This is a genomic window from Paludibacterium paludis (assembly GCF_018802605.1).
In the GTDB taxonomy this organism is placed as follows: Bacteria; Pseudomonadota; Gammaproteobacteria; order Burkholderiales; family Chromobacteriaceae; genus Paludibacterium; species Paludibacterium paludis.
The window spans coordinates 887,194-909,742 of record NZ_CP069161.1 but is presented as its reverse complement, the minus strand read 5'-3'; the positions used below and the strand labels follow the sequence as shown (position 1 = coordinate 909,742).

The following is a 22,549-nucleotide window of genomic DNA, read 5'->3' as shown; positions in this document are numbered from 1 at the left end:
GAAAACGGCAATGTCCATTTCATAAAGCAAAGCGCGGCAAGGTCTTCCCCCGAAAAAATGTAGTGCCGGCACTACACAATAGGGCCGCAAAGAAATTCGCCACTTTATGACAAGTGTCATCTCACTTGCCTCCGGCGGCGCGTATAATCGCTTCACGTCGCACATCGTCCCGCCGTGAAAGGTTCTTGCATGCCAGACCGCCGTTCCGCCTTTTTCATCTCCGACCGCACCGGCATTACCGCCGAATCGCTCGGCCACACGCTGCTGACCCAGTTCGACACGGTCGAATTCCGCCGCGAAACCGTACCGTTCATCGATACGGTGGAAAAAGCCACTCAGCTTGCCGAACGCATCCGCCAATGCGCCGAGCAGGAGCATTTCCGGCCGCTCGTCTTCACCAGTATCATCGACCCGGCCATCCGCCAGATCTTCAAGATCGAGACGGCGCTGACCATCGACTTTTTCGAGTCCTTCATCGGCGAGCTGGAAAACGAATTGGGCCGCTCGGCCTCGCTCAGCGTGGGCCGCGCGCACGGCATGGTGGACGAAAAGAACTACGACACCCGTATCGAAGCGGTGAATTTCTCGCTGAATCATGACGATGGCGTCAAACTGAAGGATCTCGCGGAAGCGGACGTGATCCTCGTCGGCGTGTCCCGTTCCGGCAAGACGCCAACCTGCCTGTACCTCGCCCTGCAATACGGCATCAAGGCGGCCAACTACCCCCTCACCCCGGAGGATCTGGATGCGCCGACCCTGCCCAAGATGCTGTTACCTTACCGCAACAAACTGTTCGGCCTGACCATCGATCCGCAACGGCTGCACAGCATCCGCTCGGAGCGCCGCCCCGACTCCCGATACGCCAGCATCGAAAACTGCCGTTTCGAAGTCAACGAGGCGGAGTCGATGTTCCGGCACCATGCGGTGCCCTTCATCAGCACCACGCACAAGTCCATCGAGGAGATCGCCACCACGATCATCCACAAGGCGACGCTGGAGCGCCGTTTCTGAGGCGCAGCGCCCGGCCGGGCGCTTGACGGCAACCCGGCCGGCATGGTTAGATGAAACGCATGAACTCCCTGAACACGCCCCTTTCCTTTTTCTGGTGGCGCCTCGACTGAGGCGGCGCCGGGCCCTGTTCAGACAAAACCCGGATGGCTGCCGACAAGGCGGCCACGGCATATCCCCTCCTCCCTGTCGGCATTCAAAGACTCTCGCTAACGACAGGAACGATCATGACCCAACCCGCTATCACCGACCGCGACATCATTCTGACCGGAGACCGTACCACCGGTCAGCTGCACCTTGGCCATTACGTCGGCTCGCTCAGGCAGCGCGTGCAGCTGCAGCATGTCTGCCGCCAGTACCTGCTGCTCGCCGACGCCCAGGCGCTGACCGACAATATGGGCAATTACGTGAAGGTGCGCGACAATGTGCTGCAGGTTGCCCTGGACTACCTCGCGGCCGGCATCGATCCGGACAAAAGCGTCATTTTCATCCAGAGTCTGGTTCCGGAACTGGCCGAGCTGGCTTCTTACTATCTGAACCTTGTCACCGTCGCCCGGCTTGAGCGAAATCCGACCATCAAGGATGAAATCAAACTGCGCGGATTCGAGCGCGATATTCCGGCGGGTTTCCTGACCTATCCGGCCGCGCAGGCCGCCGACATCACCGCCTTCAAGGCCACGGTCGTGCCGGTGGGCGCCGATCAGATCCCGATGATCGAGCAGACCAACGAAATCGTCCGCCGCTTCAACGCCAGCGTCTCGCGCGAGATCCTGGTCGAAGCCCGCGCCGTGGTGCCCGAACAGGGTGGCCGTTTGCCGGGCATCGACGGCAAGGCCAAAATGTCCAAGTCGCTGGGCAATGCCCTTCCCCTGTCATCCAGCCCCGACGACATCCGCCAGGCGGTGCGCATGATGTACACGGATCCCAACCATCTGCGCGTCAGCGATCCGGGTCAGGTGGAAGGCAACGTGGTCTTCACCTACCTTGATGTATTCGATACCGATGTCGACCGTGTCGCCGAATTCAAGGCGCATTACCAGCGCGGCGGGCTTGGCGACACCGTTATCAAAAAACATCTGGAAGAGATCCTTCAGGAACTGCTCGCGCCGATCCGCGCGCGCCGCGAAACCTACGCCAAAGATCCCGGCGCGGTGATGGACATGCTGAAAAAGGGCACGGCGAAGGCGCGCGAAGCGGCCGCCGCGACGCTGTCCGACGTCAAATCGGCGATGGGTCTCAACTATTTCTGAGCCGATCGCTCAGCAATCGAAGTCCACGACGAGGCCGTCGTAGCCCACCTCGATACCGGGCGGGCAAAGACGGCCCAATTCCTCGAAGGACAATTCGTGGGTCATGTGGATGAGCACCGTGCGCCGCGCCGCGATCCGTTCGGCCCACGCGAAGCTCTTCTCCACATGCAGGTGGGACGGATAGGGCGCATGGCGCAGGCAGTCGAGAAACAACACATCCAGCCCCTCCAACAAGGAAAGGCTGCTGTCGGGAATCTCCGACAGGTCGGTCAGCCAGGCGACATCGCCAATGCGCCAGCCAAGGCAAGGCCAGGCGCCGTGCCGCACCGGCACGGGCACCACGGTCGCGCGGCCGAGCGGGAACGGCCCCTCGACGGCTTCGGGAACCAGCACCGGCTTGTCCCACACGGCCGACGGCGCCTGCAGCGCGTAGCCGAAGCGGCTGCGGATATTGTCGAGCGTGAAGGCATTGCCGTACAGCGTCAGCGGCCCTTTTTTCAGGTAGCAGAACGCTCTGAGATCATCGATACCGTTCAGGTGATCGGCATGAGGGTGGGTATAGAGAACCCCATCGACACGGGTGATGCCTTCGCGCAACGCCTGCTGGCGCAGATCCGGTCCCGTGTCGACAAGCAGGTTGCCGTACGGGGTTTCCACGTAGGCGCTGCAGCGGGTACGGCGGTTGCGCGCATCGGAGGACACGCAGGTCGGGCAGCCGCAGCCGAGCGCCGGCGTGCCGGAGCTGGATCCGCAACCAAGAATGCGCCACCGTCCCGTCATCGCTAGCCTCCCATCTTGCCGAACAGGCGGAACACATTCGCCGTGGTGGCGTCCTCCACCTCCGCCAGCGGGATCTGCCGCAAGGTGGCCACGCATTCGGCCACGTGCCGGACATAGGCCGGTTCGTTCATCTTTCCGCGAAACGGCACCGGCGCCAGATACGGCGAGTCGGTCTCGACCAGAAGCCGGTCAAGCGGCACGCGGCGCGCGACGTCCTGCACCTGCGTGGCGCTTTTGAAGGTCACGATGCCCGACAAGGAAATGTAGAAGCCCAGATCGAGCGCCTGCCGCGCGATCTCCCAACTTTCGGTGAAACAGTGCATGACGCCGCCCGTTTCCCCCGCGCCTTCCTCCCGCAGGAGTCTCATGGTGTCCTCCGCCGCCTCGCGGGTGTGCACCACCAGGGGCAGCCCCGCGCGCCGCGCGGCGCGGATATGGGTACGGAAACGCTCGTGCTGCCAGCCAAGATCCCCCTTGCACCAGTGGTAATCCAGGCCGGTCTCGCCGATCGCCACCACCTTGGGGTGCGCGCCGCGCGCCACGAGCTCGTCCTCGCTCCACTCTTCGGCCTCTTCGCTGTCCGGATGAACACCGACCGTCGCGAAGAGATTGTCGTGCGTCTCGGCCAGCGCGATGACTTCGGGCCAGGCGGGCACGGACACGCCGATCACCACCGCGTGGGACACCCGGTTGGCGCGCATGTTGGCGAGCAGTTCGGGCATACGACCGGCAAGATCGGGAAAATTGATATGGCAATGCGAATCGACAAGCATGGTTTCACACAGTATGGGTCGGACGGCTGGAGTTGAGCACGCCGCCGAGCAGGGTTTCGATATGACGGCGGGCCAGACGCGTGGCCTCGACATCCCGGAACGCCACGCCCAGACCGGGCTCGCGGCCGTTATGCGCTCCCGAGGGCGTGATCCATACGACCGTGCCGGGCAGCTCCAGCCGATCCTGCCCGTCGGGCAGCGTCACCTCGAGCAGTACGTCGCGGCCAAGCGCGATCGTTTGCGCGGTCGGCACGAACAGCCCGCCATTGGGCACGAAAGGCATATAACTGGCATACAGCTCGTCCCGGTCGCGCAGTGCCAGACTCAGGACGGCCGGTGTCGGGTATGTGGCGTCGCTCATGGCGATATTCTCCGATTCAGCCCGGATTGGCCCGGGCGAAAACCCGCAGGTACTCCATCAGCAAAGCTTCGAGCTGCAGACGGATGTTGAGGGTATGCTGGCCGAACGGCGCGAGCGCCGTCAAGGCGTCCTGACAGCGCATCAGCCTGGCCGTATCGGCACGGCGCGCCAAAGGAACGAGCACGCCCTCGAGATCCGGGTGGTAGCGCAGGGAACCGGCCAGAGAGAGCGAGGCGAGATCCACCAGCCACTTTTGCAGCCATTCAAGCGCCACCGAGAGCGGCAGCTTGTTTTTCTCCACCAACTCGGCCAGCCCCAGCACGCTGGTCATGCTCGGGTTGGCGAGCGCCTCGAGAAATCCCTTGCGCACGGTCGCCAGATGGGGATCGTGATCGAACAGCGGCGCGCCGCCGTGGTGCGCGAGTTCCGCGGCGGGATTGGCCACGCCCTGGCCGGCAAGCCAGGCCAGCGCTTCGTCGCGGGACGGCGCGGTCAGCGCGAAAGGACGGCAACGGCTGCGGATGGTCGGCAACAGCCGCTGGGGGGCGTACGCGACAAGGAGAAACAGCACGCCTTCGGGCGGTTCTTCGAGAATCTTGAGCAAGGCATTGGCCGCGGAGGGATTGAGGGACTCGGCCGGAGCAACCAGAATCACCCGGCGTCCGCTGCGATGGGACGTCAGATGGGCGAATTCGATCACTTCTCGCACCGCCTCGATCTTGATGACCGGCAGCTTGCGCACGCTTTTGCCTTCTTTGCCCTCGCGCGCCTCGTCCTCGTCGGTATCCGGGGTCAGGCAGCGGTAATCGGGATGATTGCCGGCGGCAAACCAGCGGCACGACTCGCACCGCCCGCACGCCACGAAATCCTCGCCCGGCTCGTCGCACAGCAGCGAGACGGCAAGCGACTCGGCAAAGGCGCGCTTGCCGATCCCGGCCGGACCTGTCAGCAACCAGGCGTTGGGCAGCCGCTCGCGCTCGGTGCCGATGCGGCGCCAGTCGGAAACCTGCCAGGGATAGCGCATCAATCCTCCTTGATCAGCCGGTCCAGCGCGGCGGCGATATCGGCCTGGATCCGTTCGATGGAGCGTGTGCCGTCCAGCACGCAAAACCGCGGATAGCGCGCCGCCCGGGCAAGATAGGCTTCCCGGACCCGCTGGTGGAAATCGGACTTCTCCACTTCGAAGCGATCCAGTTCGCGGGAGGCGGCCATCCTCTCGCCCGCGACCGCTTGCGGAACATCGAGGAGCAAGGTCAGGTCAGGCTGCAACCCTTGCTGCACCCAGTCTTCCAGCACGCGGATGCGCTCTTCGGGCACGCCGCGGCCTCCGCCCTGGTACGCGAAGGTCGCATCGGTAAAACGATCGGACACCACCCAGCGGCCGGCCTCCAGCGCCGGGCGTATGACATCGGCGATCAACTGCTGGCGGCTGGCGAACACCATCAGGGTTTCGGTATCCAGCGACAGGCGACTGTCGCGGTCGAGCAGCATCTGGCGCAGCTTCTCGCCCGCCGGCGTGCCGCCCGGCTCCCGGGTGAACACGGCGTCGATGCCTTGCCGCTTCAGCCAGTCGGCGATGAAAGACAAGTGAGTGCTTTTACCGGCACCGTCGATGCCTTCCAGGGTGAGGAAACGGGCGCGCAAATTACTGTCCTTTTTTGAAAATGTAACGGCGGACGGCGCTATTGTGCTCGTCCAGGGTCTCGGAGAAGTAGCTGCTTCCGTCCCCGCGCGCGACAAAGTACAGCGCGCGGCTCTTGGCCGGATGCGCTGCCGCGGCCAGCGCGGCTTTGCCGGGCATGGAAATCGGGGTCGGCGGCAGCCCGCTACGGGTATAGGTATTGTAGGGGGTATCGCGCTGCAGGTCTCGCTTGGTGAGATTGCCATTGAACGCGCTGCCCATGCCGTAGATCACCGACGGATCGGTCTGCAGCCGCATGCCGATGCGCAGGCGGTTCACGAACACGGCGGCAACCATCGGCCGGTCGGCATCCAGCGACGTCTCCTTTTCAACCAGGCTCGCCACTTTCAGAAGATCCACCGGAGAAGCGTAAGGCAGGCCCGGATCGCGCTCGCGCCAGACGGCGGCCAGCCGCTCATCCATGGCCTGGTAGGCCCGCTTGAAAATATCCAGATCGGTACTGCCCGGCGTGAAGAAATACGTGCTGGGGAACAGCCATCCCTCGGCTTCGGCGCTCGAGGCTCCGATAGCCGTCATGACCTGAGCCTCGCTCCAGCCTTTCGTGGCATGAGTCAGATCGGCATTGCGCGCCAGCGCCTCGCGGATTTGCCGGAAATTCCATCCTTCCAGCATTGTCACGCTGGCTTCGTCCGGACGGCCCTCGGCAAAGCGCCGCAGGATATCGAGCATCGAGGCGCCGTCATGGAAACGGTAGATGCCAGCCTTGAGCTTGCGGTCGGTTCCGGCCAGACGGGCCAGCGCCACCATCACGTTGCGATTGCGCACCAGCCCCTTGTCAGCCAGCGAAGTGGCGACCTGCGACAGCGTGCGATTGGGACCGACGGTGATCACCCAGGAGGGCTCGGGCGGAGAAACGGGCATCAGCACGACAAAAGCCAGCCAGGCAAAGGCGGCGACAACGGTGGCAAGGACCAGACGGCCAAACATTTTCATGGAAGGGGACAACCCGGAGCAGAGAGACAAAATACACTGCGGTGGATAATACCATTACACAGACCAACCGCCCATGTCGTATCAGTACGACACCCGGCTTCGCGTCACGGTTCTGCGCTAGAATATGTCTTTACATAAAATAAAACCATCACATTCATGAGCGCATCACATCGCCACCCGGGACGGGCCACGGGAGTTCTGCTGGCGGGCATCATCCTCATCGGCATCAATCTGCGACCCGCATTGTCCAGCCTGGCTCCGGTCCTCGCCGACGTCTGCCGCGACACGGGTCTGGACAGTCTGTCGGCGGGTCTGCTGACCACCTTGCCGGTTCTCTGTCTCGGGCTGGCCGGACCGCTCGCCCCCAGGCTCGCCGCGCGCTTCGGCGGCGAACGCGTCATTCTCGCCACCCTGCTCAGTCTGGCCGCCGGCATTGTCCTGCGCAGTCTATTGGGCCCCGCCGGACTTTACGCCGGCACGCTGATCGCGGGCGCCAGCATCGGCGTCATCGGCGTGCTGCTGCCCGGCATTGTCAAGCACGCCTTCCCGAACAGGGCCAGTCTGATGACGGGGGTGTACACCCTGGCCTTGTGCCTTGGCGCGGCGCTCGCCGCCGGCGCCACGGTTCCCCTGGCCAATATCGCAGGGGGAGACTGGCGTCCCGCTCTGATGTTCTGGGCCGTGCCGGCGCTTCTGGCCGCACTGGCGTGGTGGCCCAGCACGCGCCGCGCCGCGCCGCCCGCCGATACCGTCACCGCGACCGGTTCGCTGCTGCGCGACCCGCTGGCCTGGCAGGTCACGCTCTATCTTGGCCTGCAATCCTCCCTCGCCTATATCGTATTCGGCTGGCTGCCTTCGATTCTCACCGACCGTGGACTTGCACCGGTCGATGCCGGGTTTGCCATGTCCCTGTCGGTCATGTCGCAAATGGTGACCGCGCTCGCGGCCCCGGCCCTGGCGCATTTGCGTCGTGATCAGTGCGCGGCGATCGCGCTGATGGTATTGCTGACGCTGGCGGGATTCATGGGCGTGCTGGAAGGGGATATCGGTTCGCTCTGGCTCTGGGGAGTTGTCCTGGGGCTCGGACAGGGTGGCGCGTTCGGCCTCGCCCTTTCTCTGATCGTTCTGCGCTCGCCGACTCCCCATGCGGCGGCACGGTTGTCCGGCATGGCCCAGGGCATCGGCTACCTGATGGCGGCGGCCGGCCCGCTGGCCGCGGGACTGCTTCACCGCCAGACAGGAAGCTGGCACAGCCTTGGCATCCTGATCGGCGTCGTGTCGCTGGCCGACCTCGCTTTCGGACTGCTGGCCGGGCGCAACCGCCAGGTACGGACCGGCGCTTAACGGGAGATTTGCGCCTTCGGCTCGCGGATGATCCCGTACTGGGAAAGCAGGCGCGGCAGGGTTTCCGGACAGAGCGGGATACGCGCCTCCTGGTCGGAGGGGATGAACCAGGCGGGCAGATGCCGCATGTCGCCGTCCCAGTCGGGAAGTCCGGAAGCGACCACCCCGGCAAGGCACCTGTCGTCGACGACGGCAAGCTCGCCCCCCAATTCGAGAAACAGCATGCCGTCAGGGGTCATGTAGGCGGTGCGCGCCCGGTCCTGCTCGCTCCACGGCAGGGTCAGCCAGCCCGATTCGCCCGGGCTGGCCACATACGGGGCGACATCGAGCGACACGTAAACCCGCTGCGGACCGTTCTGGACATAAAACCGTCCGGCGCTGTCACGGCCGTAATTGCGGTGAAAGAAATCCGTCATGGCCGGATTGCCGAGCCGTTCTTCGCGAATCCACCACTGACCGCGCGCGTCGAGCCGTAACCATCCGTACACCGCCGGGGTGTTCGGCCATTTCGCCATGGCCTTGAGCACGATTTCGTCCATTTCTCCCTTTCAGGCTCTCCGCGCGCCAGCGCGGATCGCCATTCACAACGACCGCAACACCACCGCCGGCGGCGTCCGCGTCACCCGGCGGACGATCGGCCATCCGGCGAATGCCACGACGCCCATGCCGCTCGCGACCCCCAGCGGCACAAGCCGCCAGTCAAGATAGAGCGGCAAATCGAACAGTTGCCGCGCCGAGAACGCGCCAAGAACCATGGCGCCCAGCGCCGCGATCAGCCCTGTCAGCGCACCCAGCCACAACAGTTCCGACAGCAGCACCGTACGTATCTGACCACGGGAAGCGCCAAGGGTTCGCATCAAACCCGCATCGGTCAGGCGCGATTCTCGCAATGCCACCAGCGCCGCCCACAACACCAGCACACCGGCGAGCAACGATAATCCGAACATCAGTTCGACGGCCCGAGACAGACGGTCGACCATGGCGCGCACCTGAATCAGGATCTGATCGACATCGATCACCGTGACGGTGGGAAACCTCGCCAGAAGACGGCCGGCGAAGGCCTGGTCGCGGGAGTCGAGCCGGAAGCTCGTCATGTAGCTCGCCGATCGGCCGGCGAACAGGGACGGATTGGCCAGGACAAAGAAATTGACCCGGAAACTGTCCCAGGGAACTTCGCGCAAACTTCCCACCCTCGCCTCCACTGGCGTGCCCGTCACGTCGAAGAGCAGCCGGTCGCCCAGTTTCAGGCCGAGAGTATCCGCCAGCCCCTCCTCCACCGAAAACGCCGACTCCCGGCCGCCCGGCGCCCACCAGCGCCCGGCCGTGACCCGGTTTCCCGGAGGAAGGGTATCGCGCCACGACAGGTTGAACTCGCGCTCGATCAGGCGCCGGGCGCGCTCGTCGGCATAATCGCCGGCACGAACCGGCCGGTCGTTGACGGCCAGCAGACGCGCCCGGATCGCCGGCGAAATCTCCGGCGCGGGGCGCCCCTCTTCCCGGAAAAACGACACGAACGCCGCTCGCTGCCCATCCTGCAGATTGATCACGTAAGTATTCGGGGCATCGGCGGGCAGACTCCGCTGCCAGGCGCCGATCAGATCGTTGCGCACCACAAGCAGCGTCAGCAACGCCATCAGCGAGACGGACAGCGAGACCATCTGCAGCACGCTCAACCAGGGGCGCCGCGCCAAGTTGGCGAGTCCGGCGCGCCAGCCGACGGTCGAGGCGCCACTCTGGCGCCGCGCGAGCCGCACGAGAGCCCAGGACAGCGCGGCCGCCGCCGCCAGGAATCCGGCCAGCCCGCCCATCAGCCATGCGGCGGGGACGGCTTCGCCGATCAGCCAGGAGGCCAGCCCGAGCAGCGCCGTCACGGCCAGCAACGGCGCGAGCACGCTCGGCGGGGTCGCGGGGATCTCGTCGCGCAGCACCGACATGGGCGAAACATGGCGCACCGCCGACAGCGGCGGCAGAGCGAATCCGGCCAGGAGCACCAGGGATGCGATGATACCCGCTCCGGCCAGGCCAGGCGCCGGCGGCGGCAGGCCATCCCCGGTCCATTCCCGGACCATCCGCGCCATGATCTCCTGCACCGCATAGCCCATCCCCGTGCCCAGCGCGCCGGAGACCAGCGCGACCGTGAGGAAAATCAGCAGGAACACCAGAATGATCTCGCCCGCCGTCAGTCCCATGCAGCGCAGCACGGCGATCTGCTGCCAGCGGCGCGCCAGATAGCGCCGCACGGCCATGGCGACGGCGGCGGCGCTCAAGGCCACCGTCAGCATCGCGGTCAGTCCGAGGAACCGCCTTGCCTGCCCCATCGCGGAACGGACCTCCGGGCGCGCTTCCTCGACATTCTCCAGCCGGGCGCCGCGCGGCAGGCGCGGTTTGACCCACTCGCCGAAACGGGCGATCGCCTCGCCGTCGCCGGAGACCATCAGGCGATAGCGCGCTCGGCTGCCTGTCTGGATGAGACCGGTGGATGGCAGGTCCTCCTCCGCCAGCATCAGGCGCGGGATGAAGTTGTACAGATCCATCGCGCCATCCGGCTCGGACACCAGCCTGGCCGCCACGGTCACCCGCGCGCCGCCCACGGTCAGCACGTCGCCGGGCCGAACCCCCAGGCGGTCAAGCAGTCTGGTATCGGCAAAGGCCGTGCCGGGATTCGGCCTGAAACGTCCGGTCCGCATCTGGCCGCCGCGGTCGGCCAGTGTCACTTCCCCGCGCAGCGGATAGCCCTGACCGACCGCCTTGTAGGTGGTCAGCGCCGTGCGCTCGCCCACCAGGATCATCGACGGAAAGGTGACCGAGCGCGCGGTTTCCAGGCCCCGGCGGCGCGCCTCGGCCTCCCAGGCAGGAGGCGTCGGCTGATCGGCGTTGACCACCAGGTCGGCGGCCAGCAGCCAGGTGGCACGCTGGTTCAGCCCGGCCCGCACGCGATCGGAAAAGAACGCCACGCTGCAGATCGCCGTGGCGGCCATGACCAGCGCCAGCGCCAGCAATGTCAGCTCGCCCAGGCGCAGTTCGCGGCGCATCAGGCGCGCCGCCAGCCGCAGATTGACTCCGCGCGTCATCGCCCCGCTCCGTTCAGTTGTCCGTCGACGAGACGGCAAATCGCGTCGCAGCGGCCGGCAAGCTCCGTGTCGTGGGTCACCAGCACCAGCGACGTGCCCTCTTCGGCATTGAGACGAAACAGAAGATCGATGATCTGCCGGCCGCTGCCCAGATCGAGATTGCCGGTCGGCTCATCGGCGAACAGGACGCGCGGCTCGATCACGAAGGCCCGCGCCAGAGCCACCCGTTGCTGCTCCCCGCCGGAGAGGTGGCGCGGAAAATGCCGCAGCCGGTGGGACAGCCCCACGCGCTCCATCATCGCGAGCGCGCTCTGGCGCGCGTCTTTCCGGCCCGCGAGCTCGAGAGGGAGCATGACGTTTTCCAGGGCGGACAACTGGGGAAGCAACTGAAAGTTCTGAAAAACGAAACCGACCCTGTCGCGCCGCAGTCTGGCGCGCTGATCCTCGGAAAGCTCGAAAAGCGGCTGGCCCAGCAGCATCACCTCGCCGTTCGAGGGATAATCCAGTCCCGCGAGCAAGGACAAAAGAGTAGACTTTCCCGATCCGGAAGCGCCGACGATCGCCAGGCTTTCACCGCGGGCAAGGGTCAGATCCGCTGAGCGCAGGATGGTCAGGTGCTCGCCGTGAAAATCGATGCTCTTGGCCAGGCCGCGCGCGGCCAACACGATCGTCTTGTCCGGTTCGCTCACCGAGGATGCCGTCATGAAGAAACTCGCTTTCCTTTTGCTGTCCCTGATCGGCCTTGCCGCGCACGGCTCGACCGTACTGGTGTTCGGCGACAGCCTGTCCGCCGGGTACGGGCTGCGTCCGGCGGAAGGCTGGGTCGCGCTGCTGCAGAAAGAACTGGGGCCCGCGCACCGGGTGATCAACGCCAGCCTGTCCGGCGAAACCACGGCGGGCGGTCTTGCCCGGCTGCCCGAAGCGCTGTCGGCCCACCGCCCCGATATCGTGGTGCTCGAACTGGGCGGCAACGACGGGCTGCGTGGCCTGCCGCTTACCGACATGAAAACCAATCTGGCCGCGATGATCCGGGCCAGCCGGGCATCGGGCGCGAAAGTCGTGCTGGTGGGCATGGCCCTGCCGCCCAATTACGGCCCAGACTATACCCGCCGTTTCACCGATGTCTATCGCCAACTGGCCAGACAGTACTCTACCGCCTGGGTTCCCCTGCTCGTGGAAGGCTTCGCGGCCGACCTGTCCCAGTTCCAGTCCGACGGAATCCACCCAACCGCCGCCGCCCAGCCGCGCATGATGCGCAACGTCCGGGCGCGGCTTCCGCTGCGGTAATACCGGGAGATGACAACAACGTTCATGTTATCGTGACATATATTACAATTATCAGACCGCGAAAGTCCTTGTGAAACCTGCCACCGCCCGGCTTCTGGCTCCCTACCGTTCGTTGCCGCGCACTGTTTACATCCAGTTGGTCGCCTGCCTGCTCAACAATGCCGGAGGCATGGCCAAACTGTTTCTTCCGCTCTATCTGCACGAACGCTACGGTATCGACTACCGCTGGATCGGTTTTCTGGTCTCGGCCTACGGCGTCGGCGCATTGAGCGGCGCCTACCTGGGGGGCGCGCTGTCCGACCGCGTTTCCGCCACGGCGCTGGCCAAGGCCTTCATGGCCGTCTCGGCGCTGTCCATGCTGGCGATGTTCCTGCCTTTGCCCTTGTGGCTGTTTCTTCCCTTGTTGGTCATCTCGGGCTTCAGCGACGGCGCGTTCCGGCCGGTCAACCAGCGGCTCGCCCTGGAGCCCTGTCCCGATGCCCGCCGGCCTGTCGCTCAGGGCATGCTGCGCATCGCCACCAACCTGGGGGTCGCGCTCAGCGGCGTCACCGGTGGCCTGATCGCCGCGCACGGCTACCAGTGGGTGTATGCCAGCAACGGCGCGGCAAGCCTGCTTGGCGCACTGTGGCTGGCACTGGCCTACCGGGGAAACTCGGCCCTGCCCGAACCGCGCCGCCGGCAGGATAGTCCGGCACACGGCACCGGCAGTCCTTGGCGCGACCCGGCTTTTCTGTGGCTGATGGCAAGCCTGATGATCACCATCGCCATTTTCGACCAGATGTATTCCAGCGTGGGGCTGTTCCTCAAGGACCGCTACCACTTGCCGCCCCAATGGCTGGGGTATCTTTTCACGATCAATGGCGCGATGGTGGTGCTGTTCCAGCTTCCCGTCGCGCGGCGGGTGATGCGCTGGGGGCTTGGCGCCGGCGCCGCGGCCGGCGTGCTCTTCAACGGTCTGGGCTATCTGTGGCTGCTGGCGGGCCAGGGGCCGCTGTTCGCGGTGTTGATGGCGATCACCGTGACGGTCGGGGAGCTGCTGATCTCGCCGGTGTTTTCGCAACTGGTGATGATGCGTTCGGAAAACCGGCTGCGCGGACGCTATCTGGGTCTGTACACCGCGGTCTGGTCGGGTCGCACCATCTATGCCCCGGCCCTGGGAACGTTCATTTACGGCAGCTGGGGCGGCTCGGTGCTGTGGAGCGCCTGCGCCATCGCCACGTTGACCGCCGTCGCCCTGCAGACCCGGCCGGTGCGCGCCATCCTCGCCGGGCATTCCGGCACGGTGCAAACCTGAACGAGCATGCCGCTTTACAGATGGCACCGATCACTACAAGTCATTAAAATGTCGCGTTTTTTGCAAAATCCGAGATCCTCTATGACAACTCCCTTCATCATCGGTATCGCCGGTGGCAGCGGCAGCGGCAAAACGACCGTGACCCGCAAACTGGTCGAGACCATCGGCGCCGACAAGGCCGCCGTCGTCATTCAGGACTTCTACTACCGCGACCAGAGCAATCTGACCTTCGAACAGCGGCTCTTGACCAATTACGACCACCCGCACGCCTTCGACTGGCCGCTCCTGATGCAGCATATCGATGATCTGAGGAACGGGGTGCCCGTCGACATGCCGATCTACGATTTCGCCCGCCACACACGGTCGGACGCCACCCAGACCGTCGTGCCGGCGCCCGTCATCCTGATCGAGGGCTTCTATTCTCTGTACGACGCGGCGCTTCGCGACATGATGTCGCTGAAGATTTTCGTGGACACCGATTCGGATGTCCGCTTCATCCGCCGCCTGCAACGCGACATCGCCGAGCGCGGCCGCTCGATGCAGAACGTCATCGACCAGTACATGGCCACGGTGCGACCGATGCACAACCAGTTCATCGAGCCGACCAAGCGCTTTGCCGACGTGATTCTGCCCCACGGCTGCAACGACCCGGCGGTGGACATGATCACCGCCCGCATCGAAAGCCTGATCGTCTGATTCGTGGCAAAACGCCGGCGCCATCCCGGGGCCGGCGTTTTGCTTCCCACCCCGCCCTCAGCGGCGGAACAGCACTCTCTCCGCCCGGCACAGGCGCACGCACACCTGGATCAGCATGCCTGCGGCCAGCAAAGTGGAGAGCATCACGACCGCCAAGGAGCCGGCACCCAGGGTGCCCTTCAGTACTTCGCGTATCGCCAGGGACACATTGGTGATCGGCATCCAGGCCCAGAATGATTCCAGCTTCATCCCCGGCAGCATCGACATCGCGACGGAAACAACAGGCAGGCACATCACCTGCCCGCAATAACTGCTGGCCTACTTGTACGTCCTGGCGAACAGCGACAGGGTCAACCGCACCGCCGCGACAATGGCGTTGGACGGCAGCACCAGCGCGCCGATCAGCCGACACTCCCGCCCCCGATTCGCGACAGGACGGCCAGGCCGGCGATGTGCCCGGCCAACGCCATGCGCCTCGCCGAAGAAACGGATGGTTTCTCGCACCGTCAGCCGGCCGTAGAGCGCCGTGGCGCCGGACAGAAAACCCAGCAGGGAGCGCCCCTCGAGGATCTCGATCATGCCGCCGGTTGGCGCCAGCGCGGTCGGCAACATGCGCAACGTGGTGGTTTTACCCGCGCCCGTTGGGATCGAGCAGGCCCAGCACTTCACCCGCCCCGCAGGCAAAGAAGACATCGCGAACCGCCTCGAACATCCTCCCCTGTCCACGGGGATCGGCGACGTGCTCACGGCTCTTTTTCGTTACCGCGAAGCACTTCTTCACATGGCCGATGTGCATCATGCTTTTTGCATAAAAAGGAAAGCGCCACATTACTTCTAAGGAGCATCGGGATGGCAATACGCCGCAAGCCGATCGATCATCCCGCCGCGACCGGCAAACGAGGAGAGAGGAACGCGGGGAGGAACCGGGGGAATGATCCGGTATCAGGCACGCCCCAGCCGTCGGCGAAGCAGGCTGAACGGGTACGCGGCCACGCGGACGCCGAACCACAGGCCGTAGGCGGCGGCCACCAGCGCCAGCAGGATGCCGTTGAGCAGGGACTTCATCATGGAGCGGAACGACACTCTGGAGAAAAACAGGACGGAAAGCGTAGCACGGAATAAGGGGACGGGGGAGGTTCCCCTCCCCCCTTTTCGCGTCAGATCACTTTCGAATAGCGGGCGCCGCTTTGGCGGTCGCGCAGGTGCTTGTCGAAAATCATCGCAATATTGCGGATCAGGAAACGGCCCTTGGGCTCGACCATCAGGAAATCGCCATCGAAGCTCAGCAGCCCCATGGCCTGCAGTTCGCGGATCTTCGGCAACTCCTCGGCAAAGTAGTGCGCGAAATTGATGCCGAACACATCTTCGGTGGCTTCGACGGACAAGGCAAAACGGCACATCAGCGACTGGATGATGGAGCGCCGCAGAATATCGTCGCCATCGAGCACCATTCCCCGCATGACGGGAAGGCGGCCTTCATCCAGCGCCGCGTAATAGGCATCGATGTCCTTGTGGTTTTGCGTGTAACAGGGTCCGATCTTGCCGATCGACGACACCCCGAGTCCGATCATGTCGCAATCGGCATGCGTCGAATAACCCTGGAAATTCCGCTGCAGCCGTCCCTGGCGCAGCGCGACCGCGAGATCGTCGTCGGGCTTGGCGAAGTGGTCCATGCCGATGAAGACATATCCGGCATCCGTCAATCTCTTCACCGACTCCTGCAGAATGTCCAGCTTGGTTTCGGCGCTGGGCAGATCCGCTTCGTTGATGCGGCGCTGCGGCATGAACACGGTCGGCAAGTGCGCGTAGTTGTACAGGGCGATGCGGTCCGGCGCGATGCGGATCACCTTGTCCAGCGTGGCCATCACGGAATCGAGCGTCTGCAGCGGCAGGCCATAGATCAGATCGACGCTCACCGAGCGGAATCCTGCTTCGCGCGCGGCCTCGATCACTTCCAGCGTTTCGGCTTCGCTCTGTACCCGGTTCACCGCCTGCTGCACGGCCGGATCGAAGTCCTGGATACCGACACTCATGCGGTTAAAGCCCAGACGCGCCAGCTCGAACACGGTATCGCGGCCGACCTTGCGCGGATCGATTTCGATCGAATACTCGCCTTCGGGCAGGAATTCGAAACGTGTCTTGAGCAAGGTCATCAACCGTTCCAGTTGTGCATCCGACAGGAACGTCGGCGTTCCACCACCGAAATGCAACTGAATGACTTTCTCCCGTTTGCCCAGCGCGGCGACAACCGCATCCACCTCTTTTTCCAGATAATCGAGGTAGGTATCCGCCTTTGACTTGTCTTTGGTGATGATCTTGTTGCAACCGCAGTAGTAGCAGACAGTGTTGCAAAAAGGTAAATGAGCATATAATGATATTGCCCGATTGCTTTGACCCAGTTGATGCTGGCCCAACCAGCGCAGATAATCGTCGGGGCCAAACGCGGCGGTGAAGCGGTCAGCCGTGGGATACGAGGTGTAGCGCGGTCCGGAGCAATCCAGACGCTCAATAAGCTCGCGATCGAATTCGCAGCTGTCCGGAAAAAACGGGTGGGTGGGTGTCATGGCGGTCCTGAACTGGAAAAACCTGTGGTGGACTGGTAAATTTGTAGAAAACGGATAAAATCCGCTTTGACAAGCGTCAAGCTTATTTACAAGGTTGCTGAAATACAGCATGAACGACCAAACGTTGATCCCGCTCCATACTCTCAAGGTAAGCTGCTCCAACTGCAGTCTGCGAGAATTGTGTCTGCCCGTCGGACTTAACCGCGAAGAGCTCGCCCAGCTCGACGCCGTCATCCGCCAGAGTCGCCGCCTCAAGCGCGGGGAGTTCCTGTTCCGCAGCGGCGAGAACTTCAAGTCCCTGTACGCCATCCGCACCGGTTTCTTCAAGACCTGTGTATCGAGCCAGGATGGTCGCGAACAGGTGACCGGCTTCCTGATGTCCGGCGAACTGATGGGTCTTGACGGCATATCCTCCAGCGTTCACGGCTGCGACGCGATCGCCCTGGAGGACAGCGAAGTCTGCGAGCTGCCCTTCTCCCGCATGGAGAGTCTCGGCCGCGACATCCCCAGCCTGCAGCACCATTTCTTCCGGTTGATGAGCCGCGAGATCGTTCGCGACCAGAACGTCATGCTGCTTCTTGGCAACATGAAGGCGGAAGAACGGCTGGCCGCCTTCCTGCTCAACCTTTCCCAGCGCCTGTCCAGCCGCGGCTTCGCCGCCAACGACTTCGTGCTGCGCATGAGCCGCGAGGAAATCGGCAGCTTCCTTGGCCTCAAGCTCGAAACGGTCAGCCGCACCCTGTCGAAATTCCAGCAGCAAGGCTGGATCACCGTCGACCACAAGCACATCCAGCTGGTGCTGCCGGAGCAGCTCAAGGAGCTGATCTCGGGCTGCGTACACGCCAACGGTCAGTAAGCGTCACGGGCGGGGTCCGCTCCGCCCGTACAGCTCGGCCAGCCGTTTCGCATCCGGCCAGCCTTCCGGCACCACGAATCCCCTGGAGACCTCTCTCCACGTTCCATTGTCTTCCATGATTTCGGCGACCATCGCCACACGATCGGCCCCCTGCAGCCGCGCGGCCAGCTCTCCCGCATCAAGACTTGCGGCTTGCCCGCCCCGCCAGGGCGACAGCCAGCGGCTCCGGTCAAGAATCACCCAGCGCGCCGCGGCGCCCCGGCAAGGCAAGGACTCGGCGCCTTGCCGCCACCAGCCGCCCAGCGTTCCCTCAGGATCCCCACCGCCGGCCCCGGCGAACAGCCCCCCCACCAGGCGCGCCGCGCTGCGGCATCCGGCAAACCCGTCAGGCAAGGCGCGCGCGCCCTCCGGCAGAGTCGGCAACGCCAATTGACGCTTCATCGCCAGGGTCTTGAGCTGCATGCCATCGCCAAGACTCGCGCCGACGCATTCCAGTGGTGACTCACCAAGCTTCAGATAGAATTTGCAGGCAAGCTCCAGATGCCATGGCTCGCCATCGAGCCAGAGCAGAAAATCGAACTCGCCGATCGTCATTCCGTTACCGCGCCGCACCTGTACGTTGCGGGCGGCAAGACGGGAATGCGACGAGGTATCGAACCAGAACGCCAGAAGATGCTCGGCATAACGACCAAGCCGGTTGGAAGGCGAGGCCGACAACCAGCGCTCAAGACAGCCTGGAGCGCGGTCGAGGCTTCGTAGCCGGCTCACCGCGTCGGGCCCCTGCAAGCGGACGGGATCGATGGCGTCCGCCATATGCCACGGCGGCTCGGAGAACAGCAGACAGGCCAGGTCGCGCACGGCCGGATGCCTCAATCCGGCCAGCCACTCGGGTTCACTCGCCGCGATCGGTGTCGCGAAGCTGTCCGTCGTGGGCACGCTGCACCTGTTTGAGAAAACCGCGCAGGATGTCGATCTCCTCGCGCTGCAGCGCGGCGCGATGGAACAGCGAACGCATGCGCCGCATCAGCCGCTCGCCGTTGCGGCGGCGGTAGTAACCGATATGCTCCATGGTCTGGTCAAGGTGACCGCAGAATCCCTCGACTTCGTCGAGGGTTGCCGGCTCAGCTTCCTGGCGCAGATGCTCCACGCCGACGCCAGCCTGGCTGAACAGCTCATAGGTCACGACTTGCACAGCCATCGCCAGATTGAGCGAAAAATAGTCGGGATTGCCGGCGATGGTCAGCAAGCGGTTACAGCATTCGACTTCCTCGATCGACAGCCCGAAAGTCTCGTTGCCGAACACGATGGCGATTTCCTCCCCAGTGCGGGCCCGGGCGAGGAGATCCGGCACCGCCTCGCGCGGCGTAACCGGCTCCATTGTCAACTCGCGCCGGCGGCTGGTCAGCGCGCAGGCCACGGTCACGCCCTCGAGCGCCTCGGCAAGGGTTTTCACGACGCGGGCCGTTTCCAGCAGATCCGCCGCGCCTGACGCGAGCGTCACGGCTTCCGGGTCGGGAAACGCCCTGGGCGCCACCAGCACGAGCCGGGACAGTCCCATGGTTTTCATCGCGCGGGCAGCCGATCCGATATTGCCCGGATGGTTGGGTCTGGCCAGCACAATACGGATGTTCTTTAAAAAATCAGGGACTTCGGGTTTATTCATTGGCTGTTTCGCATTAAAATAGCGTCTATATTGCAAAAACCCGCCATTGTGGCGAGGTTTTTTCTGTTCCTTAACCCAGATTGTTATACACAGATGAGCCGCCTTTGCCAAAAGGCGTTCGCCTGTCTTCGTTCCAGTGTAAAGGCCGTCAATGCATCCGATGCTCAATGTCGCGGTTAAAGCCGCTCGCCGCGCAGGTAACGTCATCCTGCGCGCGTCGAACAACCTCGACGCTGTCCGCGTAGAGAAAAAGAAACACAACGACTTCGTTTCCGAGGTGGATCATGCCGCCGAGGCGGCGATCCTCGACGTGATCCTCGAGGCCTACCCCAAGCACGCCATTTTAGCAGAAGAGTCCGGCGCCCAACGGCTTGGCGAATCCGAGTACGAATGGATCATCGACCCCATCGACGGCACCACCAATTTCATTCACGGCCATCCTCAGTTCGCGATCTCGATCGCGCTGGCGCACAAGGGCCAGATCCAGCAAGCCGTCGTCTACGATCCGGGCCGCAACGACCTTTTCACGGCATCGCGCGGTGTCGGCGCCTTCCTCAACGATCGCCGCATCCGCGTCTCGCGCCGCTCGTTCATGAACGAATGCGTGATTTCCACGGGCTTCCCGGTCAGCGATCAGTCGTATGTCGACACCTACCTCGCCATGCTCAAGGATGTTCTGGGCAAGACCGCCGGCGTCCGCCGCGAAGGCGCGGCGTCGCTCGATCTGTGCAATGTGGCCTGCGGCCGCGTTGACGGATTCTGGGAACTCAACCTCAAACCGTGGGACATCGCGGCCGGCAGCCTGATCGTTCAAGAAGCGGGCGGCATCGTCACCGATCTGCGAGGCGAGCAGACCTGGCTGGACAGCGGCGATATCGTGGCGGCCAACCCCAAGGTGCTGGCACAGTTGCTGCATCTGCTCGCGCCGCACGTCAAGTAAGGCGACACCCTGCCAACCCGCGTCATGCGGGTTTTTTTGCCTCAGCGAAATTCAAACTATCAAAAACAACTATCGCATAGATTAAAACAATCCAAAAGACAACCGCTCGAACATGGCTATAATGAGAATAATTCTCATTGGAGAAAATCATGTCACGAGCCACCTTCGCCCGTTTCTGCCGTTCTCCCGGCATGCGCTACCTGGGCCCGGCCTTTCTCGTCAGCGTCGGCTACATGGATCCCGGCAACTGGTCCACCGCCATCGCGGCGGGCAGTGAAGAAGGTCATGCGCTGCTATGGGTGCTGGTCGCATCCAGTCTGATGGCATGGCTGCTGCAGACACTCAGCGCGAGGCTCGGCATCGTGACCGGACAGGATCTGGCCACCGCGTCGCGCGAGGCGTACGGCCCACGGCTGAACCGCATCCTGCTGGCGCTGGCAACGATAGCCGTGATCGCCACGGATCTGGCCGAAATCCTCGGCATGGCCATCGGATTGCATTTACTGTTCGCCCTGGACATGGCGTGGTGCGTCGCCCTGACACTCTGCGACACCCTGCTTTTTCTGCTGCTCAGCGCGCGCGGTCTGCGCACTCTCGAAAGCGCGGTCATCGCCATGATCGCCGTCGTCGCCTTGGCGTTCGCCGCGCAACTGGCCATCGTCGCCCCTTCCGGCACCGACATCGTTCACGGGATGATCGTCCGTCCGCTCGACGGTCACGCGCTCTACCTGGCCATCGGCATCATGGGCGCGACCATCATGCCCCACAACCTCTATCTGCATTCCGCGCTGGTCAAGACAACCGCCAGCCCGGATCTTGCCCGGGTTCGGGCTACCCTGAAGCGCAATGCCCGGGACACGGGACTCGCGCTGGGCATCGCCTTCGCCGTCAACGCGGCCATCCTCATCGTCGCGGCCACCGCGTTCCACCATGATGGCGCAGCGGTAGGCGGACTGTCCGACGCCCACCGCCTGTTCGGCGAACGTTTCGGCCATCCGGCGCAGATCCTGTTCGCCGTCGCGCTGATCCTGTGCGGGCAGTCGTCCACCCTGACCGGCGCCCTGGCAGGTCAGGTCATTCTTGAAGGTCATGGGAAGTTGCACTGGAAGGGCTGGCAGCGGCGCCTTGTCACACGCGCCATCGCCCTCGTCCCGGCCTTCCTGACAATCGTCCTGGCCGGTGACCGAAGCCTCGATACCCTCCTGGTCGCCAGTCAGGTGATTCTCAGCCTGCAATTGGGCTTCGCGGTGATTCCCTTGCTGAGACTGACAGGAAACCGCTCGGTGATGGGCCGGTTGCGCCCGCCTGTCGGCGCGCGCGCGCTGGCCTGGGCGGTCGCCTTGTTCATCTTGCTGCTAAACGGGAAGCTGGTGCTGCAAACGGTGGGGGAATTGTCGGCGCTGCCGGGATGGGCCGGCGTGGCCGCCCGGTTCGGCGGCTACCCGGCGGCCATCGCGGCGGGAGTTTTGCTGGCCTATCTGGCCATCGTCCGGCTCAAATGGCCGCAGGATGAAAACGGTCAGCGCGATCCGAGCCGTTTCTCGACTTCGCCACGAATCGACTTGAGCACGTTAAGGCACACTTCGAGTTCGCCCTGATCCACGGACGACAGGATGTCCGCGCGCAAACCGTCGGCGATGTCAAAAAGCTCGCGGCTCAACTCGATCGCCTCGGGCGTCAGTCTGACACGCTTGATGCGACGGTCGTCCGGATCGGGCTGGCGCACGACAAGACCCTCGCCTTCGAGCGCATCGATGAGACGAACAAGCGATGCCGGTTCGATGCCGATGCGCAAGGCAAGCTCGTTCTGCGTCAGGGCTTCGTCCGCGCGGCCGAGCTTGAACAGAACCTGCCAGCGCGCGGAAGACATGTTGAACGGTTTAAAGCGCTCATCCAGCAACGTTTTCCACATCTTTGGCAAGGTGATGATCAGATCACTGAACTGGTCCGGCAGTGCGCTCATAAGCAGAAATCCCGTGTCTTTTGTTATTGGTTGATCCGTCGTCGCCGACTATACCATGCGCAAC

The 22,549-nt window shown here is 63.9% G+C and carries 26 protein-coding genes; 10 read left to right on the top strand and 16 right to left on the bottom strand.

Annotated elements, in window-relative coordinates; genetic code table 11:
- Nucleotides 1–189: 189 nt before the first annotated feature.
- Both ppsR and trpS read left to right on the top strand, forming a co-directional pair.
- The gene (gene ppsR / locus JNO50_RS04055) at nucleotides 190–1,011 is read left to right on the top strand and encodes a posphoenolpyruvate synthetase regulatory kinase/phosphorylase PpsR (protein ID WP_189536456.1); all 822 of its coding nucleotides are present in this window, start codon (nucleotides 190–192) and stop codon (nucleotides 1,009–1,011) included.
- A 224-nt stretch (nucleotides 1,012–1,235) separates the two neighbouring features.
- On the top strand, nucleotides 1,236–2,258 hold the full coding sequence (trpS, locus tag JNO50_RS04050; RefSeq protein ID WP_189536458.1) for a tryptophan--tRNA ligase: 1,023 nt from the start codon (nucleotides 1,236–1,238) through the stop codon (nucleotides 2,256–2,258).
- A 9-nt stretch (nucleotides 2,259–2,267) separates the two neighbouring features.
- Here the strand turns inward: trpS and JNO50_RS04045 are convergent, their stop codons facing one another.
- From JNO50_RS04045 to mltG, 6 genes are read right to left on the bottom strand one after another with little or no spacing between them, the layout of a single operon-like run.
- Nucleotides 2,268–3,038, bottom strand: a complete 771-nt coding sequence (locus JNO50_RS04045) for an MBL fold metallo-hydrolase (RefSeq protein ID WP_189536460.1) — start codon at nucleotides 3,036–3,038, stop codon at nucleotides 2,268–2,270.
- A gap of 2 nt (nucleotides 3,039–3,040) precedes the next feature.
- Nucleotides 3,041–3,811 (bottom strand): TatD family hydrolase, encoded by a 771-nt coding sequence (locus JNO50_RS04040; protein WP_189536462.1) that lies wholly within the window; start codon nucleotides 3,809–3,811, stop codon nucleotides 3,041–3,043.
- A 4-nt stretch (nucleotides 3,812–3,815) separates the two neighbouring features.
- Nucleotides 3,816–4,172 (bottom strand): PilZ domain-containing protein, encoded by a 357-nt coding sequence (locus JNO50_RS04035; protein WP_189536464.1) that lies wholly within the window; start codon nucleotides 4,170–4,172, stop codon nucleotides 3,816–3,818.
- 16 nt (nucleotides 4,173–4,188) lie between these two features.
- Complete coding sequence (gene holB, locus JNO50_RS04030; RefSeq protein WP_189536466.1) at nucleotides 4,189–5,196, bottom strand: DNA polymerase III subunit delta'; 1,008 nt, start codon at nucleotides 5,194–5,196, stop codon at nucleotides 4,189–4,191.
- Nucleotides 5,196–5,816, bottom strand: a complete 621-nt coding sequence (gene tmk, locus JNO50_RS04025; protein ID WP_189536468.1) for a dTMP kinase — start codon at nucleotides 5,814–5,816, stop codon at nucleotides 5,196–5,198. Before tmk ends, holB begins: the two co-directional genes overlap by 1 nt.
- Before the next feature lies 1 nt (nucleotide 5,817).
- Nucleotides 5,818–6,807, bottom strand: coding sequence for an endolytic transglycosylase MltG (gene mltG / locus JNO50_RS04020; protein WP_189536471.1), 990 nt, complete (start codon nucleotides 6,805–6,807; stop codon nucleotides 5,818–5,820).
- Between the two features lie 156 nt (nucleotides 6,808–6,963).
- Here mltG and JNO50_RS04015 point away from each other — a divergent pair, with 156 nt between their 5' ends.
- Nucleotides 6,964–8,151: an MFS transporter gene (locus JNO50_RS04015; RefSeq protein ID WP_189536473.1), complete on the top strand. Its 1,188-nt coding sequence runs from the start codon at nucleotides 6,964–6,966 to the stop codon at nucleotides 8,149–8,151.
- Here the strand turns inward: JNO50_RS04015 and JNO50_RS04010 are convergent.
- From JNO50_RS04010 to JNO50_RS04000, 3 genes are read right to left on the bottom strand one after another with little or no spacing between them, the layout of a single operon-like run.
- Nucleotides 8,148–8,690, bottom strand: a complete 543-nt coding sequence (locus JNO50_RS04010) for a DUF2946 family protein (protein WP_189536474.1) — start codon at nucleotides 8,688–8,690, stop codon at nucleotides 8,148–8,150. The genes JNO50_RS04015 and JNO50_RS04010 overlap by 4 nt on opposite strands.
- A 42-nt stretch (nucleotides 8,691–8,732) precedes the next feature.
- Nucleotides 8,733–11,222 carry an ABC transporter permease gene (locus tag JNO50_RS04005; protein ID WP_189536476.1) on the bottom strand — a complete coding sequence of 830 codons (2,490 nt, stop codon included), beginning with the start codon at nucleotides 11,220–11,222 and terminating at the stop codon, nucleotides 8,733–8,735.
- Nucleotides 11,219–11,926, bottom strand: a complete 708-nt coding sequence (locus tag JNO50_RS04000) for an ABC transporter ATP-binding protein (RefSeq protein WP_189536478.1) — start codon at nucleotides 11,924–11,926, stop codon at nucleotides 11,219–11,221. Before JNO50_RS04000 ends, JNO50_RS04005 begins: the two co-directional genes overlap by 4 nt.
- Here JNO50_RS04000 and JNO50_RS03995 point away from each other — a divergent pair.
- The 3 genes from JNO50_RS03995 to udk all read left to right on the top strand — a co-directional run bounded on the left by JNO50_RS03995 (nucleotide 11,925) and on the right by udk (nucleotide 14,499).
- A complete protein-coding gene (locus tag JNO50_RS03995) occupies nucleotides 11,925–12,509 on the top strand; it encodes an arylesterase (RefSeq protein WP_189536480.1) in 585 nt (194 codons plus the stop codon). The two genes, JNO50_RS04000 and JNO50_RS03995, sit on opposite strands and share 2 nt — an antisense overlap.
- 70 nt (nucleotides 12,510–12,579) lie before the next feature.
- Nucleotides 12,580–13,803: an MFS transporter gene (locus tag JNO50_RS03990; RefSeq protein ID WP_229804911.1), complete on the top strand. Its 1,224-nt coding sequence runs from the start codon at nucleotides 12,580–12,582 to the stop codon at nucleotides 13,801–13,803.
- Nucleotides 13,804–13,884: 81 nt separating this feature from the next.
- Nucleotides 13,885–14,499 (top strand): uridine kinase, encoded by a 615-nt coding sequence (gene udk, locus JNO50_RS03985; RefSeq protein WP_189536482.1) that lies wholly within the window; start codon nucleotides 13,885–13,887, stop codon nucleotides 14,497–14,499.
- A 57-nt stretch (nucleotides 14,500–14,556) separates the two neighbouring features.
- Here udk and JNO50_RS03980 read toward each other — a convergent pair whose 3' ends face one another.
- Together JNO50_RS03980 and JNO50_RS03975 are read right to left on the bottom strand one after the other, a co-directional pair.
- The gene (locus JNO50_RS03980) at nucleotides 14,557–14,793 is read right to left on the bottom strand and encodes a hypothetical protein (RefSeq protein ID WP_189536483.1); all 237 of its coding nucleotides are present in this window, start codon (nucleotides 14,791–14,793) and stop codon (nucleotides 14,557–14,559) included.
- 24 nt (nucleotides 14,794–14,817) lie between these two features.
- The gene (locus tag JNO50_RS03975; RefSeq protein WP_189536485.1) at nucleotides 14,818–15,078 is read right to left on the bottom strand and encodes a hypothetical protein; all 261 of its coding nucleotides are present in this window, start codon (nucleotides 15,076–15,078) and stop codon (nucleotides 14,818–14,820) included.
- On the opposite strand from JNO50_RS03975, the gene JNO50_RS03970 reads away from it, so the two are divergent.
- Nucleotides 15,077–15,337 carry a hypothetical protein gene (locus JNO50_RS03970; protein ID WP_189536487.1) on the top strand — a complete coding sequence of 87 codons (261 nt, stop codon included), beginning with the start codon at nucleotides 15,077–15,079 and terminating at the stop codon, nucleotides 15,335–15,337. The genes JNO50_RS03975 and JNO50_RS03970 overlap by 2 nt on opposite strands.
- A gap of 104 nt (nucleotides 15,338–15,441) precedes the next feature.
- Here JNO50_RS03970 and JNO50_RS03965 read toward each other — a convergent pair whose 3' ends face one another.
- Both JNO50_RS03965 and hemN read right to left on the bottom strand, forming a co-directional pair.
- Entirely contained in the window at nucleotides 15,442–15,582 is a 141-nt protein-coding gene (locus JNO50_RS03965) for a hypothetical protein (RefSeq protein ID WP_189536489.1), read from the bottom strand.
- Between the two features lie 74 nt (nucleotides 15,583–15,656).
- Complete coding sequence (gene hemN, locus JNO50_RS03960) at nucleotides 15,657–17,063, bottom strand: oxygen-independent coproporphyrinogen III oxidase (protein ID WP_189536491.1); 1,407 nt, start codon at nucleotides 17,061–17,063, stop codon at nucleotides 15,657–15,659.
- Nucleotides 17,064–17,172: 109 nt separating this feature from the next.
- Between hemN and fnr the strand changes: the two genes are divergently transcribed.
- Nucleotides 17,173–17,919: a fumarate/nitrate reduction transcriptional regulator Fnr gene (fnr, locus tag JNO50_RS03955; protein ID WP_189536494.1), complete on the top strand. Its 747-nt coding sequence runs from the start codon at nucleotides 17,173–17,175 to the stop codon at nucleotides 17,917–17,919.
- A 3-nt stretch (nucleotides 17,920–17,922) separates the two neighbouring features.
- On the opposite strand, the gene JNO50_RS03950 is transcribed toward fnr, so the two are convergent.
- A complete protein-coding gene (locus tag JNO50_RS03950; protein WP_189536496.1) occupies nucleotides 17,923–18,855 on the bottom strand; it encodes a DUF1853 family protein in 933 nt (310 codons plus the stop codon).
- Nucleotides 18,812–19,582, bottom strand: coding sequence for an RNA methyltransferase (locus JNO50_RS03945; protein ID WP_189536498.1), 771 nt, complete (start codon nucleotides 19,580–19,582; stop codon nucleotides 18,812–18,814). Before JNO50_RS03945 ends, JNO50_RS03950 begins: the two co-directional genes overlap by 44 nt.
- 151 nt (nucleotides 19,583–19,733) lie before the next feature.
- On the opposite strand from JNO50_RS03945, the gene JNO50_RS03940 reads away from it, so the two are divergent.
- Both JNO50_RS03940 and JNO50_RS03935 read left to right on the top strand, forming a co-directional pair.
- Nucleotides 19,734–20,522, top strand: a complete 789-nt coding sequence (locus JNO50_RS03940; protein WP_189536500.1) for an inositol monophosphatase family protein — start codon at nucleotides 19,734–19,736, stop codon at nucleotides 20,520–20,522.
- Nucleotides 20,523–20,671: 149 nt separating this feature from the next.
- Nucleotides 20,672–22,120 (top strand): Nramp family divalent metal transporter, encoded by a 1,449-nt coding sequence (locus JNO50_RS03935; RefSeq protein WP_189536502.1) that lies wholly within the window; start codon nucleotides 20,672–20,674, stop codon nucleotides 22,118–22,120.
- Here the strand turns inward: JNO50_RS03935 and JNO50_RS03930 are convergent.
- Complete coding sequence (locus JNO50_RS03930; protein WP_189536504.1) at nucleotides 22,042–22,485, bottom strand: MarR family winged helix-turn-helix transcriptional regulator; 444 nt, start codon at nucleotides 22,483–22,485, stop codon at nucleotides 22,042–22,044. The genes JNO50_RS03935 and JNO50_RS03930 overlap by 79 nt on opposite strands.
- Nucleotides 22,486–22,549 lie beyond the last annotated feature (64 nt).